The sequence below is a fragment of the Enterobacter sp. BNK-34 genome (assembly GCF_048684445.1).
GTDB lineage: Bacteria > Pseudomonadota > Gammaproteobacteria > Enterobacterales > Enterobacteriaceae > Enterobacter > Enterobacter pseudoroggenkampii.
This window is the reverse complement of the sequence record NZ_JBLQUA010000001.1, coordinates 1,524,947-1,539,986: the sequence shown is the minus strand read 5'-3', so window position 1 is coordinate 1,539,986 and position 15,040 is coordinate 1,524,947. Positions and strand designations below refer to the sequence as shown.

Annotated in this window: 14 protein-coding genes; 10 read left to right on the top strand and 4 right to left on the bottom strand. The window is 57.5% G+C overall.

The window, feature by feature from the left end; genetic code table 11:
- The first annotated feature begins 31 nt into the window (after positions 1-31).
- From ACMGG5_RS07545 to ACMGG5_RS07535, 3 genes are read left to right on the top strand one after another with little or no spacing between them, the layout of a single operon-like run.
- Positions 32-718 carry a D-lyxose/D-mannose family sugar isomerase gene (locus tag ACMGG5_RS07545; protein WP_420277670.1) on the top strand — a complete coding sequence of 229 codons (687 nt, stop codon included), beginning with the start codon at positions 32-34 and terminating at the stop codon, positions 716-718.
- A gap of 10 nt (positions 719-728) precedes the next feature.
- The gene (locus ACMGG5_RS07540) at positions 729-1,589 is read left to right on the top strand and encodes a ketose 1,6-bisphosphate aldolase (RefSeq protein ID WP_420278610.1); all 861 of its coding nucleotides are present in this window, start codon (positions 729-731) and stop codon (positions 1,587-1,589) included.
- Positions 1,589-2,593: a carbohydrate kinase family protein gene (locus ACMGG5_RS07535; protein ID WP_420277669.1), complete on the top strand. Its 1,005-nt coding sequence runs from the start codon at positions 1,589-1,591 to the stop codon at positions 2,591-2,593. The genes ACMGG5_RS07540 and ACMGG5_RS07535 overlap by 1 nt, the downstream gene beginning before the upstream one ends.
- Here ACMGG5_RS07535 and ACMGG5_RS07530 read toward each other — a convergent pair.
- Positions 2,590-3,321: a response regulator gene (locus tag ACMGG5_RS07530; protein ID WP_420277668.1), complete on the bottom strand. Its 732-nt coding sequence runs from the start codon at positions 3,319-3,321 to the stop codon at positions 2,590-2,592. The two genes, ACMGG5_RS07535 and ACMGG5_RS07530, sit on opposite strands and share 4 nt — an antisense overlap.
- A 256-nt stretch (positions 3,322-3,577) precedes the next feature.
- Between ACMGG5_RS07530 and fdhF the strand changes: the two genes are divergently transcribed.
- The 3 genes from fdhF to ACMGG5_RS07515 all read left to right on the top strand — a co-directional run bounded on the left by fdhF (position 3,578) and on the right by ACMGG5_RS07515 (position 6,996).
- The gene (fdhF, locus tag ACMGG5_RS07525) at positions 3,578-5,725 is read left to right on the top strand and encodes a formate dehydrogenase subunit alpha (protein WP_420277667.1); all 2,148 of its coding nucleotides are present in this window, start codon (positions 3,578-3,580) and stop codon (positions 5,723-5,725) included.
- 322 nt (positions 5,726-6,047) lie between these two features.
- Complete coding sequence (locus ACMGG5_RS07520) at positions 6,048-6,200, top strand: Hok/Gef family protein (protein WP_032650616.1); 153 nt, start codon at positions 6,048-6,050, stop codon at positions 6,198-6,200.
- Between the two features lie 121 nt (positions 6,201-6,321).
- Entirely contained in the window at positions 6,322-6,996 is a 675-nt protein-coding gene (locus tag ACMGG5_RS07515; protein WP_148769109.1) for a tetratricopeptide repeat protein, read from the top strand.
- 80 nt (positions 6,997-7,076) lie between these two features.
- Here ACMGG5_RS07515 and gltP read toward each other — a convergent pair whose 3' ends face one another.
- Complete coding sequence (gltP, locus tag ACMGG5_RS07510; protein ID WP_024906735.1) at positions 7,077-8,390, bottom strand: glutamate/aspartate:proton symporter GltP; 1,314 nt, start codon at positions 8,388-8,390, stop codon at positions 7,077-7,079.
- A 422-nt stretch (positions 8,391-8,812) separates the two neighbouring features.
- On the opposite strand from gltP, the gene acs reads away from it, so the two are divergent.
- The 3 genes from acs to actP all read left to right on the top strand — a co-directional run bounded on the left by acs (position 8,813) and on the right by actP (position 12,860).
- Positions 8,813-10,771, top strand: a complete 1,959-nt coding sequence (acs, locus tag ACMGG5_RS07505; RefSeq protein WP_032650613.1) for an acetate--CoA ligase — start codon at positions 8,813-8,815, stop codon at positions 10,769-10,771.
- 128 nt (positions 10,772-10,899) lie between these two features.
- Complete coding sequence (locus tag ACMGG5_RS07500) at positions 10,900-11,214, top strand: DUF485 domain-containing protein (protein WP_024906733.1); 315 nt, start codon at positions 10,900-10,902, stop codon at positions 11,212-11,214.
- Positions 11,211-12,860, top strand: a complete 1,650-nt coding sequence (gene actP / locus ACMGG5_RS07495; protein ID WP_024906732.1) for a cation/acetate symporter ActP — start codon at positions 11,211-11,213, stop codon at positions 12,858-12,860. Before ACMGG5_RS07500 ends, actP begins: the two co-directional genes overlap by 4 nt.
- Positions 12,861-12,892: 32 nt before the next feature.
- Here actP and ACMGG5_RS07490 read toward each other — a convergent pair whose 3' ends face one another.
- Positions 12,893-13,582, bottom strand: a complete 690-nt coding sequence (locus ACMGG5_RS07490; protein ID WP_061716132.1) for an LrgB family protein — start codon at positions 13,580-13,582, stop codon at positions 12,893-12,895.
- The gene (locus tag ACMGG5_RS07485) at positions 13,575-13,985 is read right to left on the bottom strand and encodes a CidA/LrgA family protein (protein WP_021242769.1); all 411 of its coding nucleotides are present in this window, start codon (positions 13,983-13,985) and stop codon (positions 13,575-13,577) included. The genes ACMGG5_RS07490 and ACMGG5_RS07485 overlap by 8 nt, the downstream gene beginning before the upstream one ends.
- A 102-nt stretch (positions 13,986-14,087) precedes the next feature.
- Here ACMGG5_RS07485 and ACMGG5_RS07480 point away from each other — a divergent pair, with 102 nt between their 5' ends.
- The gene (locus ACMGG5_RS07480; protein ID WP_024906729.1) at positions 14,088-14,975 is read left to right on the top strand and encodes a LysR family transcriptional regulator; all 888 of its coding nucleotides are present in this window, start codon (positions 14,088-14,090) and stop codon (positions 14,973-14,975) included.
- The last annotated feature ends 65 nt before the right edge of the window (positions 14,976-15,040 follow it).

The following is a 15,040-nucleotide window of genomic DNA, read 5'->3' as shown; positions in this document are numbered from 1 at the left end:
AGGGAGAGGGAACTGTTTTCAAGGAGTCCCCATGAAACGCTCCGACATCAATGAAATTCTCGGCCACACGCGGCAGTTCTTTTCCATGCACGACGTCCATCTCCCGCCGTTTGCAAGCTTTCCGCCAACAAAATGGCAGCAGCTTGACCAGGCCGCGTGGCAGGAAGTGTTCGACCTCAAGCTCGGCTGGGACGTGACGGCGTTCGGCGGCAACAGCTTTGCCGCACAGGGCCTGACGCTGTTCACCCTGCGCAACGGCTCGCCCAACGGGGTGCCGTATGAAAAAGGCTATGCCGAAAAAATCATGCACGTGCGCGACGGCCAGGTGACGCCGATGCATTTTCACTGGCGTAAGCGAGAAGACATCATCAACCGGGGTGGCGGGAACCTGATTGTAGAATTGTGGAATGCCGGTGCACATGAAGAGACGGAAAACACCGACGTGACGGTCACCGTCGACGGCTGCCGTCAGACCCACGCCCCCGGCAGCCAGCTGCGCCTCACGCCAGGGGAAAGCATCTGCCTGACGCCCGGTCTTTATCACAGCTTCTGGGGCGAACGCGGCTTCGGCGACGTGCTGGTCGGGGAAGTGTCCTCGGTCAATGACGACGAGCACGACAACCACTTTTTGCAGCCCGTTGCCCGCTATAACAACATCGAAGAAGACGAGCCGGCGCTGCTGGTGCTGTGCAACGAGTACAACCAGTTTCGGATATAAGGGGTGAATGATGCCATTGATTTCTCTTGCCGACGGTCTTGCGCACGCCAGACAACACCGCTACGCGCTGGGCGCGTTTAACGTGCTCGACTCCCACTTCCTGCGCGCGCTGTTCGCCGCCGCAAAGCAGGAGCGCTCGCCGTTTATCATCAACATCGCCGAAGTGCACTTTAAGTACGTGTCGCTGGATTCGCTTGTCGAAGCGGTGAAGTTCGAAGCCGCCCGTCACGACATTCCCGTGGTGCTCAACCTCGATCACGGCCTGCATTTTGATGCCGTGGTGCGCGCCCTGCGCTTAGGGTTCAGCTCGGTGATGTTCGACGGCTCTACGCTGAGCTATGAGGAAAACATCCGCCAGACGCGGGAAGTGGTGAAAATGTGCCATGCGGTGGGCGTCTCGGTGGAGGCGGAGCTGGGCGCGGTCGGGGGGGATGAAGGCGGCGCGCTTTACGGACATGCGGATGAAGCGTGCTTTACCGACCCGCAGCTGGCGCGCGAATTTGTCGATTCAACCGGCATTGACGCGCTGGCGGTGGCTATCGGCAACGCGCACGGCAAATACAAGGGCGAGCCGAAACTCGATTTCCCACGCCTGGACGCCATCAGTCAGCAGACGGGGCTGCCGCTGGTTTTACACGGCGGCTCCGGGATTAGCGATGCCGACTTCCGTCGCGCGATTGAGCTGGGCATTCATAAAATCAATTTCTATACCGGCATGTCGCAGGCCGCGCTCGCCGCCGTTGAGCAGCGCATGGCGAAGCGCCAGCCGCTGTATGATGAATTTGCCGAGCTGCTGCTGGGGATAGAAGAGGCGATAACCGATACGGTCGCCGAACAGATGCGCATCTTCGGCAGCGCGGGGCAGGCATAATGGAACGTAAGGGCATAATCGCCGCAGGCAATATGCTGGTGGACCACGTCCACCAGATCGTGCAGTGGCCGGAGCGCGGCTGGCTGGCGGAAATCACCCACAGCGAACGCTCAACCGGCGGCGCGCCGCTCAACGTCCTGCTGACGCTGGCGAAAATGCACGTTGGCCTGCCGCTGCAGGCGGTGGGGCTGATCGGGGAAGACAGCGACGGGGACTACATTCTGGCGATGCTCGACCAGTACCATGTCAATCGCCAGCGCGTACAGCGCACCACCTTCGCACCGACCTCCATGTCGCAGGTGATGACCGATCCCAGCGGACAACGCACCTTTTTCCACTCGCCGGGCGCCAACCGCCTGCTGGATCTTCCCGCCTTCGATCGCTTAGACGGATCGATGAAGATCTTCCATCTCGGCTACCTGCTGCTGCTCGACAGCCTGGATATGCCCGATGACGAATTTGGCACCCGCAGCGCGCGGCTGCTGGCGCAGATGCGCGACCAGGGGTATGAAACCTCGCTCGACCTGGTTTCCCGCAAGGGCGACCCGCGCTACCAGCCGCTGGTGCTCCCTGCCCTGCGCCATCTTGATTATCTGGTCATTAACGAGCTGGAAGCCGGGGAGTTTAGCGGGCTGGAGATGCGCGACGGCAGCGATGCGCTGAACACAGCCCATATTGCTGAAGCCGCCGCACAGCTGCTGGCAGCAGGCGTTCGTCAGCGGGTTGTGATCCACTGTCCGGAAGGGGCATGGGGGGAAGCGCCGGGTGAGCAAGGTCGCTGGATCCCATCATGGTTACTTGAGCAGAAAGAGATTATCGGCAGCGTTGGCGCGGGCGATGCTTTTTGCGCCGGATTTTTATACGGTTGCCATGAATCGCTGCCGCTCACGGAGAGCATTTATCTGGCGCACGCCTGCGCGCGGGCAAGCCTGCTGGCCGCCAACGCGATTGACGGCGCGAAAACGCTGGCCGAGCTGCAGCTGTTTATCAAAGAGAATACTTAGGCCGCTTTCTCGCTATGGGAAACGTCGGTAGCAAACACATAGCCCAACCCACGGATGGTTTTAATGAGTGCAGGCTGATGGGGGTTAGCCTCGATTTTCCGTCGCAGGCGCATGATCAACACGTCGATCGTGCGGTCGAACACGTCGGCGCTTTCGCTGTGAGTCAGCTCAAGAAGCCGGTCACGGCTCAGCACCCGACGGGCATTTTGCGTGAGCGCCAGCAGCAGGCCGTACTCGCCCTGGGTTAACGGGACGGGATTACGCTGCGGATCGCTCAGCTCACAGCGGGTGGTATCGAGCGTCCATCCGTTAAACGCAATGCACGCGACGGGCGCTGCGGGGGATTCCGCAGCAAGCACGCCGGTACGGCGCAATACCGCTTTCACGCGGGCGACCACTACGCGCGGGTTGAACGGTTTGCCAATATAATCATCGGCCCCCATCTCCAGCCCCACCACCACGTCTGACTCACTGCCCAGCCCGGTTAACATCACAACCGGTAGCGCCGGTCGCTGCTTTTGCAGCTGCAGCAGAACCTGCAGGCCGTTGATATCCGGCAGCATCATGTCCAGCAGCACAAGCGCGATATTCGGCTCCTGCTGCACCTGCCGCAGTGCATCCTGGCCGTTATGGCAGACAAGCACGCTGAAGACGTGCTCGCTCAGCACGTCCTGAAGCAGTTCGCAGACTGCCGTATCGTCATCAACCACCAGAATCGCCGGTTTCATCGTATGCTTCCGTCAGGGGATTATGTTAAGTCTGAACCATTCTGCCGTCGGCTCCAGTCAAATGGTTTTTTCAGTGACGGAAATTCAACCCATGTCACATCCGCTGCCTTGTCGACACGTCAATTTTGACGATTGGCTGTTTTTTGTCAGGGTTTTCACCGCGAAGGGGCCGTAAAGTCAGGGTATACCCATACGAAAAACATGGCATAGAAGCTGCATAGTGGGTGCGAATGATTCGATTAACTGGAGCTGACTGATGAAAAAAGTCGTCACGGTTTGCCCTTATTGTGCCTCAGGTTGCAAGATCCACCTGGTGGTCGATAACGGCAAAATCGTCCGGGCAGAGGCCGCACAGGGGAAAACCAACCAGGGCACGCTATGCCTGAAAGGTTACTACGGCTGGGATTTTATAAACGATACCCAAATCCTCACCCCGCGCCTGAAAAACCCTATGATCCGCCGCGAGCGCGGCGGCAAGCTGGAAGCCGTCTCCTGGAACGAGGCGCTGGATTACGTCGCCACGCGCCTGAGCGCCATCAAGGCCAAATATGGCCCGGATGCGATTCAGACCACCGGCTCTTCCCGCGGGACGGGAAATGAAACCAACTATGTGATGCAAAAATTCGCGCGCGCCGTTATTGGAACCAATAACGTCGACTGCTGCGCTCGCGTCTGACACGGCCCATCGGTTGCAGGTCTGCACCAGTCGGTCGGTAACGGCGCAATGAGCAATGCCATCAACGAGATAGATAATACCGATCTCGTCTTCATCTTTGGTTATAACCCGGCGGATTCTCACCCTATCGTCGCGAACCACGTTATTCGCGCTAAGCAGAATGGGGCGAAAATCATCGTCTGCGATCCGCGCAAAATTGAAACCGCGCGCATTGCGGATATGCACATCGCGTTGAAAAACGGCTCGAACATCGCGCTGCTGAACGCAATGGGGCACGTCATCATTGAGGAGAACCTGTACGACCAGGCGTTTGTCGCGACCCGTACGGAAGGCTTTGAAGAGTACAAGAAAATAGTCGAAGGCTATACGCCGGAGTCGGTGGAAGCGATCACCGGCGTCAGCGCGCAGGCGATCCGCCAGGCGGCACGAATGTATGCCGGGGCGAAAACCGCCGCCATCCTCTGGGGTATGGGCGTGACCCAGTTCTACCAGGGCGTGGAGACCGTGCGCTCTCTGACCAGCCTCGCGATGCTGACCGGTAATCTGGGTAAAGCCCACGTTGGTGTGAACCCGGTGCGCGGTCAGAATAACGTCCAGGGCGCCTGCGATATGGGCGCGCTGCCGGATACTTATCCTGGCTATCAATACGTGAAATTCCCGGAGAACCGCGCCAAATTCGCGAAGGCCTGGGGCGTGGAAAGCCTGCCGGAACACACCGGGTACCGCATCAGCGAGCTGCCGCACCGCGCGGCGCATGGCGAAGTGCGTGCGGCCTACATCATGGGTGAAGATCCTCTCCAGACCGACGCCGAGCTCTCGGCGGTGCGCAAAGGGTTTGAGGATCTGGAGCTGGTGATTGTCCAGGATATCTTCATGACCAAAACCGCGGCGGCGGCGGATGTGATTTTACCGTCGACCTCCTGGGGCGAGCATGAAGGCGTCTACACGGCGGCAGACCGCGGCTTCCAGCGCTTCTTTAAGGCGGTCGAGCCGAAGTGGGACCTGAAAACCGACTGGCAGATCATCAGCGAAATCGCCACCCGCATGGGCTACCCGATGCACTACAACAACACTCAGGAGATCTGGGACGAGTTGCGCAGTCTGTGTCCGGACTTCTACGGGGCAACCTATGAAAAAATGGGTGAGCTGGGGTATATCCAGTGGCCGTGCCGCGATGAGTCCGAAACCGACCAGGGGACGTCGTACCTCTTTAAAGAGAAGTTCGACACCCCGAACGGGCTGGCGCAGTTCTTCACCTGCGACTGGGTCGCGCCGATCGATAAACTCACTGACGAGTATCCGATGGTGCTCTCCACCGTACGTGAGGTGGGGCACTACTCCTGTCGTTCGATGACCGGTAACTGCGCCGCGCTGGCGGCGCTGGCGGACGAACCGGGCTATGCGCAAATCAACACCGCCGATGCGGAACGCCTTGGTATTGAGGACGAGGCGCTGGTGTGGGTGAATTCGCGCAAAGGGCGGATTATCACCCGTGCGCAGGTCAGCGATCGTCCAAACAAAGGGGCGGTCTATATGACCTATCAGTGGTGGATTGGTGCCTGCAACGAGCTGGTGACGGAGAACTTAAGCCCGATAACCAAAACGCCGGAGTATAAATACTGCGCCGTCAACGTTGAGCCGATTGCGGATCAGCACGCGGCGGAACAGTACGTGATCGACGAATATAACAAGCTGAAAGCCCGACTGCGCGAAAGCGCAATGGGTTGAAGCCGTTAATTTATCGTTGAATAAAGGGAGTGATATATTCACTCCTTTTTTATTTCCGATTAATTCATAAGAAATAGAAATTATTATTCTGGAAAGCGGCTCGCAGAAATAATGTAATTTTCACGAAAAGGAATTACATCTTTGCATTTTAATTCAGAGGGATAAGATGTGCGGCGGGTGCTTAAGACTTTCTGTCTTGAGCATTGTTGAGGGACAGAAAGTAGAAAGCCCCGGGAAATTTTCATTTACCCGAGGCTACTCCCTCAACTCCCAACAGGTTGAGAGTAGCCTCTTATTCTTTTTTTGACAAGGAGTAAAAGGCATGACGCCATTAAAAACTGCGTTAGGCATCGTCTTTATTATTTGCCTGACGATAGTGATCTTTACCTTTATTACTCGCGGTAGGCTCTGCGAGTTTTCAATAAAGAGTGAGCATCAGGAGGTGGCGGCAAAATTAGCCTGCAACCCAGGCTAACCTCTACGGGCGGAACAATGGTTCCGCCCGGCTTGTAGGATGCTGAGGTCTTAATGCACCCATTTTTTTCTTTTGCGCCCGCGATTATACTGCGCGGCGTGTACCCAGATGATAAGAATCCATGAAAGCCATTTTTCTGTTGTTAGTGTTTTTAACGTCCTTCGCCCGCGCGGATGAGATAGGCAGCCAGTATCAGAAGCAGGCGGAAGCCGGCGATGCGCGTGCCCAGTATTATCTTGCTGATACGTACTTCAGCTCCGGCGACAGCAAGCAGGCCGCGCTGTGGGCCGAGAAAGCCGCAAAAGGCGGCGATGTTGACGCCATGGCGCTGTTGTCGCAAATCCTTTTTACGCAGGGCGATTACGCACAGGCCAAAGCCCTGGCGCAACAGGCAAACATTGCTGGCAGCAAACGCGGCGCGATCATGCTGGCGCGCATTCTGGTGAATACTCAGGCGGGGAAAACTGACTACCCCCAGGCCATCAGACTGCTGCAAACGGCAACCGAAGATATCGACAGCGACTCTGCGGTCGATGCGCAACTGCTGCTGGGGCTGATTTATGCCAACGGCGTAGAGGTGGCGCGGGATGACGTGCAGGCCGCCTCGTGGTTCAAGCGGAGTTCAGCCCTTTCGCGTACGGGCTACGCCGAGTACTGGGCGGGGATGTTGTTCAGGCAGGGTGAGAAAGGCTTTATCACGCCCAATAAACAGAAAGCACTGTACTGGTTGAATCTGAGCTGCACTGAAGGGTTTGATACGGGATGCGAAGAGTTTGATGCGTTGAGCGGGGAGTAAAGTGCCGGGTGGCGGCTTCGCCTTACCCGGCCTACAAAACCCGTAGGCCCGGTAAGCGCAGCGCCACCGGGCTTAGGATGTTACTGGTCAGCCGTCTTATCAAAACGACCCAGCACCTCGCGTTCATATGCCAGCGCTTTTTTGCGGTCGAATTTGTGCTCCCACTTGGCGATAACCAGCACCGCCAGGGCATTGCCCACCACGTTCAGCGCCGTACGCGCCATGTCGAGGATACGGTCCACGCCCGCAATAAATGCCAGACCTTCGAGCGGAATACCAACGCTGCCAAGCGTTGCCAGCAGCACCACGAACGAAACGCCCGGAACGCCTGCAATACCTTTGGACGTCACCATCAGCGTCAGTACCAGTACGATCTCCTGCCAGAGCGACAGGTCAATGCCGTACAGCTGCGCAATAAAGATAGCGGCGATACTCTGGTACAGCGTTGAGCCGTCCAGGTTAAAGGAGTAACCGGTCGGCACCACGAAGCTGGTGATCGACGCTGGCGCGCCGTAGGCTTCCATCTTCTCAATAATACGCGGCAGCACGCTCTCAGAGCTTGCCGTGGAGTAGGCCAGAATCAGCTCATCTTTCAGGATACGAATCAGGATCCAGATGCTCAGCCCGCACAGACGTGCCACGATCCCCAGCACCACCAGCGCGAAGAACAGGATGGCGAAGTGCACCAGGATCACCAGCTTCGCCAGCGGCCACAGGGAGGCAAAACCGAAGTTCGCCACGGTGACGGCAATAAGCGCGAACACCCCTACCGGCGCGTAGCGCATCACCATGTGGGTCACTTTAAACATGGTTTCGGAGATAGAGCGGAACACGGTGACCAGCGGCTCGCGGTGCGTCGCCGGCAGAGAAGAGAGCCCCAGACCAAACAGCACCGAGAAGAAGATAATCGGCAGCATCTCGCCCTTCGCCATCGACGCCACGATGTTGGTCGGCACCAGCGACAGGATAGTGCCCATCAGGCCGTGCGCGTGGCTCTGCACGTCGGCGGTCGTACTTTGGTATTTCGAAATATCCACCGTAGCCAACTGCGACATATCAATCCCGGAACCCGGCTGGAACACGTTCGCCAGGGTGATACCGAGAATGATCGCCACCGTAGTGATCACTTCGAAATAGATAATGGTTTTCGCACCAATACGACCTAACTGCTTCGCATCGCCGACGCCCGCAATACCGACCACCAGCGTCGAGATCACAATCGGTACCACAATCATCTTGATCAGATGAATAAAGATATCCCCTGCCGGAGAGAGCAGGTTCGCAATCAGCCATTCGCGGCTGTCGCTGTGATAGTGAAGGTAACTGCCCAGCAAGATGCCCAGCACAAGGGCGATTAAGATCTGCCAGGCAAGGCTGACTTTAACGTTTTTCATAGAAACTGACTTCCTCAATGAGCGCCTTATTCACGCAAACTGCATGAATATGGAGACATACTGAAAGGGTATGAATTGTGTTGCGTTGGTTTATGGGATTTTTTAACGCGGCGTATGAGTATCATTTGCGCGACCTGTTGCGCAAGCCTTAAAGAACGACGCGTTTCACTCACAAAAGCGACGATGACGGGAGTTTGTTCTACTTCTTATAAATAACCTTTTGTTATAAAAACGCTTTTTTAAACATAAATGTGAATAATCGTCAGCATAAATTATTTTCCTTCAAAGTTTCATTCGCTCATTTTTCATACTCTTCAAACAATGCGTGATCTGTAGCCCAAATACTAAACAAAGCTTGTAAAGCCCCTACAATTAACGTTTTTGCGACATATTATTAACATCTTACAAGGAGAAAAAAAGCCATGAGCCAAATCCACAAACATGACATTCCCGCAAATATTGCGGACCGTTGCCTGATCACCCCGGAGCAGTACCACGAGAAATATCAGCAATCTATCACCGCCCCGGACACCTTCTGGGGTGAGCAGGGCCATATCCTTGACTGGATCAAACCTTATCAGAAGGTGAAGAACACCTCCTTTGCGCCCGGCAATGTCTCCATTAAATGGTATGAAGATGGCACCCTGAACCTGGCGGCGAACTGCCTTGATCGTCACCTTGCCGAGCGTGGGAATGAGACGGCGATTATCTGGGAAGGCGATGACGCCTCGCAGAGCAAACATATTACCTATAAAGAGCTGCACCGTGACGTGTGCCGCTTCGCCAACGTTCTGCTGGAAAAAGGCATTCAAAAAGGCGACGTGGTCGCTATCTATATGCCGATGGTGCCGGAAGCGGCGGTGGCCATGCTGGCCTGCGCGCGCATCGGTGCGATTCACTCAGTGATTTTTGGCGGGTTCTCACCAGAGGCGGTTGCGGGTCGTATTGTCGATTCAAGTTCAAAACTGGTGATCACCGCCGATGAAGGCGTGCGCGCCGGACGCGGTATCCCTCTGAAGAAAAACGTCGACGAAGCGTTGAAAAACCCGAACGTCAAAACGGTCAGCAACGTCATCGTCCTTAAGCGTACCGGCGGCAAGATCGACTGGAACGAAGGTCGCGACCTGTGGTGGAGCGACCTGATTGAAAAAGCGAGCGACCAGCATCAGCCGGAAGAGATGAACGCAGAAGATCCGCTGTTCATTCTTTATACCTCCGGCTCCACCGGTAAGCCAAAAGGCGTACTGCACACCACCGGCGGCTATCTGGTCTATGCGGCCACCACCTTCAAATACGTCTTCGACTACCATCCGGGCGACATCTACTGGTGTACCGCCGACGTGGGCTGGGTCACCGGACACAGCTACCTGCTGTACGGCCCGCTGGCCTGTGGCGCAACAACGCTGATGTTTGAGGGCGTACCCAACTGGCCGACCCCGGCGCGTATGTGCCAGGTGGTCGATAAGCACCAGGTCAATATTCTCTACACCGCGCCAACGGCGATCCGCGCATTAATGGCGGAAGGCGACAAAGCCATCGAAGGCACCGACCGCTCTTCATTGCGCATCCTCGGTTCCGTGGGCGAGCCCATTAACCCGGAAGCCTGGGAGTGGTACTGGAAGAAAATCGGCAACGAGAAATGCCCGGTGATGGACACCTGGTGGCAGACCGAAACCGGCGGCTTTATGATCACCCCGATGCCGGGCGCCACGCAACTGAAGGCCGGTTCCGCGACCCGTCCGTTCTTCGGCGTGCAGCCTGCGCTGGTGGATAATGAAGGCAACCCGCTGGAAGGCGCCACCGAAGGCAACCTGGTGATCACAGACTCCTGGCCGGGTCAGGCGCGTACCCTGTTCGGCGATCACGATCGCTTCGAGCAGACTTACTTCTCGACCTTTAAAAACATGTACTTCAGCGGCGACGGCGCGCGTCGTGACGAAGATGGCTATTACTGGATAACCGGGCGCGTGGACGACGTGCTTAACGTCTCCGGCCACCGTCTGGGCACCGCAGAGATTGAATCGGCGCTGGTGTCGCATCCGAAGATTGCCGAAGCCGCCGTTGTCGGTATTCCGCACAACATCAAAGGCCAGGCGATTTACGCCTATGTCACCCTGAACCACGGGGAAGAGCCATCGCCAGAGCTCTACGCTGAGGTGCGCAACTGGGTGCGTAAAGAGATTGGCCCGCTGGCAACGCCGGACGTGCTGCACTGGACCGACTCGCTGCCGAAAACCCGCTCCGGCAAAATTATGCGTCGTATCTTGCGCAAAATCGCGGCAGGGGACACCAGCAACCTCGGTGATACCTCAACGCTCGCGGATCCTGGCGTGGTGGAAAAACTGCTCGAAGAGAAGCAGGCCATCGCAATGCCCTCGTAATCTTTTCTCCCTCTCCCCGTGGGAGAGGGCCGGGGTGAGGGCATCAGACCGCACCTTCCTACCCTAACCCTCTCCCCATAGGGGAGAGGGGATAAAACAAACCAACCTTACCTCTGGAGAACTCTGTGATGAATAACGATATTTGTCAGCAGATAGAGAATAGTGCGCACTACAGGGAGCTCGTCGATAAGCGGCAACGGTTTGCCTTCATCCTTTCCATCATCATGCTGATTATCTATGTCGGCTTTATTTTGCTGATCGCCTTTGCCCCACACTGGCTGGGCACCCCGTTGCACGAGGGGACCAGCGTGACGCGCGGCATTCCGATTGGCATTGGCGTGATTGTGATTTCATTCTTGCTGACCGGCGTCTACGTCTGGCGCGCGAACGGTGAATTCGATCGTCTTAATAAAGCGGTACTGCAAGAGGTAAAAGCATCATGAAGCGAGTTCTGACGGCGCTCGCCGCCACACTTCCCTTTGCCGCCCACGCGGCGGATGCCATTACCGGCGAGGTACAGCGCCAGCCGACCAACTGGCAGGCGATTGTGATGTTCCTGATTTTCGTGGTGCTGACGCTGTATATCACTTACTGGGCGTCGAAACGCGTGCGCTCCCGTAACGATTACTACACCGCAGGCGGCAACATTACCGGCTTCCAGAACGGGCTGGCAATTGCGGGTGATTTTATGTCCGCCGCCTCCTTCCTTGGCATCTCTGCGCTGGTCTACACCTCCGGCTATGACGGCCTGATTTACTCTCTCGGCTTCCTCGTCGGCTGGCCGATCATCCTGTTCCTGATTGCCGAGCGCCTGCGCAACCTGGGCCGCTATACCTTCGCCGACGTGGCCTCGTATCGCCTGAAACAGGGGCCGATTCGCACCCTCTCCGCCTGCGGCTCGCTGGTGGTAGTGGCGCTGTACCTGATTGCGCAGATGGTGGGCGCGGGTAAATTGATCCAACTGCTGTTCGGCCTGAACTACCATATCGCGGTGGTGCTGGTTGGCGTACTGATGGTGATGTACGTGCTGTTCGGCGGCATGCTGGCGACGACCTGGGTGCAGATCATCAAAGCCGTGCTGCTGCTGTTCGGCGCCAGCTTTATGGCCTTTATGGTGATGAAGCACGTCGGGTTCAGCTTCAATAACCTGTTTACCGAAGCCATGGCGGTCCACCCGAAAGGGGAAGCAATCATGAGCCCGGGCGGGCTGGTGAAAGACCCGATATCGGCGCTTTCACTGGGTCTCGGACTGATGTTCGGTACCGCGGGTCTGCCGCATATTCTGATGCGCTTCTTCACCGTGAGCGACGCGCGTGAAGCGCGCAAGAGCGTCTTCTACGCCACCGGCTTCATGGGTTACTTCTATATTCTGACCTTTATCATCGGCTTTGGCGCGATCATGCTGGTGGGGGCGAACCCGGCATTTAAAGATGCCGCAGGCGCGCTGATTGGCGGTAACAACATGGCGGCGGTGCACCTGGCGGACGCGGTGGGCGGTAACCTGTTCCTCGGCTTTATCTCTGCCGTGGCCTTCGCCACCATTCTTGCGGTAGTTGCGGGTCTGACGCTGGCCGGCGCGTCGGCGGTCTCGCATGACCTCTACGCCAACGTCTTCCGCAAAGGCGCGAGCGAGCGCGATGAGCTGAAGGTCTCCAAAATCACCGTGCTGGTGCTGGGCGTGGTGGCGATTCTGTTAGGTATTCTGTTCGAGAAGCAAAACATCGCCTTTATGGTGGGGCTGGCCTTCTCCATTGCGGCAAGCTGTAACTTCCCGATCATCCTGCTCTCCATGTACTGGTCGAAACTGACCACCCGTGGCGCGATGATTGGCGGCTGGCTGGGGCTGCTGACGGCGGTGATCCTGATGATTCTGGGCCCGACGATCTGGGTGCAGATCCTCGGTCACGCAAGCGCCATCTTCCCGTATGAATACCCGGCACTGTTCTCCATTGCCGTGGCGTTTATCGGCATCTGGTTCTTCTCGGCCACCGACAATTCGCCGGAGGGTAATCTGGAGCGCGAAAAATTCCGCGCCCAGTTTATTCGTTCACAAACCGGTCTCGGCGTCGAGCAGGGCCGCGCGCACTAAGCCTTTCTCCCCGGCCATTCTGGCCGGGGAGCTTAAAACATCACCCACGCCACCAGCGGTGCAACCAGCACCATCACCACGCCCGACAGCATCATCACCAGGCTCGCGACAACGCCCTCCTGCTGGCCCAGCTCATACGAACGTGCCGTGCCCGCGCCGTGCGACGCCGCGCCGAACCCTGCCCCTTTCGCCATGCCTTCGCGAATGGAAAGCCGCAGGAACAGCATATCGCCCACTGCCATCCCAAAGACGCCCGTCACCACCACAAACAGCGCCACCAGGTCCGGCTGCCCGCCGAGGGGTTTAGCCGCCGCCAGCGCAAACGGCGTGGTCACCGAGCGCACGGCCAGGCTGCGCTGAATTTCATCGGGCAGCGTAAACAGTCTCGCCAGCCAGACGGAGCTACAGACCGCGACCACCGTGGCGGTGATCACCCCTGCGCTGAGCGACATCCAGTGGCGTTTGATAATCGCCAGGTTGTCGTAAACGGGCACGGCAAAGGCGATGGTTGCCGGGCCGAGCAGCCACAGCAGCCAGTGGGATTCGCCAATGTAGTTCTGCCAGGAGATGTGGCCAAAGACCAGCATCAGCACCAGCAGGATCGGCGTGAAGACCAGCGGCATCAGCGGCAGCGAATGAAACCGGCGATACAGCCGCTTGTTGGCGAAGTAGATCCCGAGCGTCGCAATCAGGCACAAGACGCTGATCTGAAAGTTAGTCATGTTTGTGCCTGCTGATTTCAAAGCGGTAGACTTTATCCACCACCCAGGCGGTCGCCCCCAGCACCATCAACGTACTCAGCGCGATCACCGCAAAGATTCGCCAGCCGTCCACCATCAGCAGCTGCGCATAGTTCACCACCGCCACCACGGCGGGGACAAAGAACAGCAGCATCTCCGCAAGCAGCCAGCGCGCCCCGGCGCGCACCCAGTTGAGGGGGATCACGCGACACAGAATAAGCGTCAGCATCAGCAGCATCCCCACCAGGTTGGCAGGCAGCGGCAGGTGGAGCCAGCCGACAAGATATTCGGCAAAAACAAACAGTCCCGCGTAGAGCAGTACCTGAACCGGGACCTGGAGTCGTTGAACAACGGCAGGCGTAACACGGCTTAACGCCACGGCCATGGGAGTTTTCCTCAAAAATGAGACGAGGCGCCAGTATAGTGAGCGCACGGTATGGACTGAAATGAATTAAAATCATCAAAGGTATAGTTTCGAGGAATAATCATGGACATAAGAACGCTGCGCTATTTTGTCGAAGTGGTTCGTCAGCAAAGTTTTACCCGCGCAGCGGAGAAGTTGTTTGTCACCCAACCCACTATCAGCAAGATGCTGAAAAACCTCGAAGATGAACTGAACTGTACCCTGCTGATCCGCGACGGACGCAAGCTGCTGCTGACCGACACCGGACGCGTGGTGTTCGAACGCGGGCTGGCGATTCTGGCGGAGTTCCGCCAGCTGGAAGCGGAGCTGGACGATATAAACCATTTGACCAAAGGGGTGCTTCGCCTCGGCATTCCACCGATGGTCGGCATGATGATGGCCGGGCCGATCAGCCTGTTTCGCCAGCGTTATCCCGGCGTAGAGCTGAAGATTTCGGAGTTTGGTGGGTTAACCGTCCAGCAGGCCGTCACCAACGGCGAGCTCGACGTAGCAATGACCGCCCTCCCCGTTGAGGAAGAGAGCGGCCTGGCGACGCTTCCGCTCTTTAGCCACCCGCTGTGCGTGCTGGTGCCCCGCTCCGGCGACTGGCTGAAGAGGGAGTCGGTGAAGCCTGAACTGCTCGGCGAGCACCCTCTGCTGATTTACAACGAAGACTTCGCCCTCAGCCGCCAGCTGATGACGCTGTTTAACCAGCATAACGTGAAGCCACGCATTGCGGTACGCAGCGGGCAGTGGGATTTCCTGGCGGCGATGGTGCAGGCCGGCGTGGGGATTGCCATTCTGCCGCAGCCGATTTGCGAGCGTCTGGATAAAAACACGCTGCGCTGGATCCCGCTGGAGAGCGATCTACACTGGCAGCTGGGGATGATCTGGCGTGAAGGAGTGTATTTGTCGCAGAGCGCGCAGGCGTGGCTGCAGTGTTGTGAGGGGTTTTGGGTGCGGTCTGAATAGTGCCCGGTGGCGCTGCGCTTACCGGGCCTACGTTCGAATCGTAGGCCGGGTAAGGCGAAGCCGCC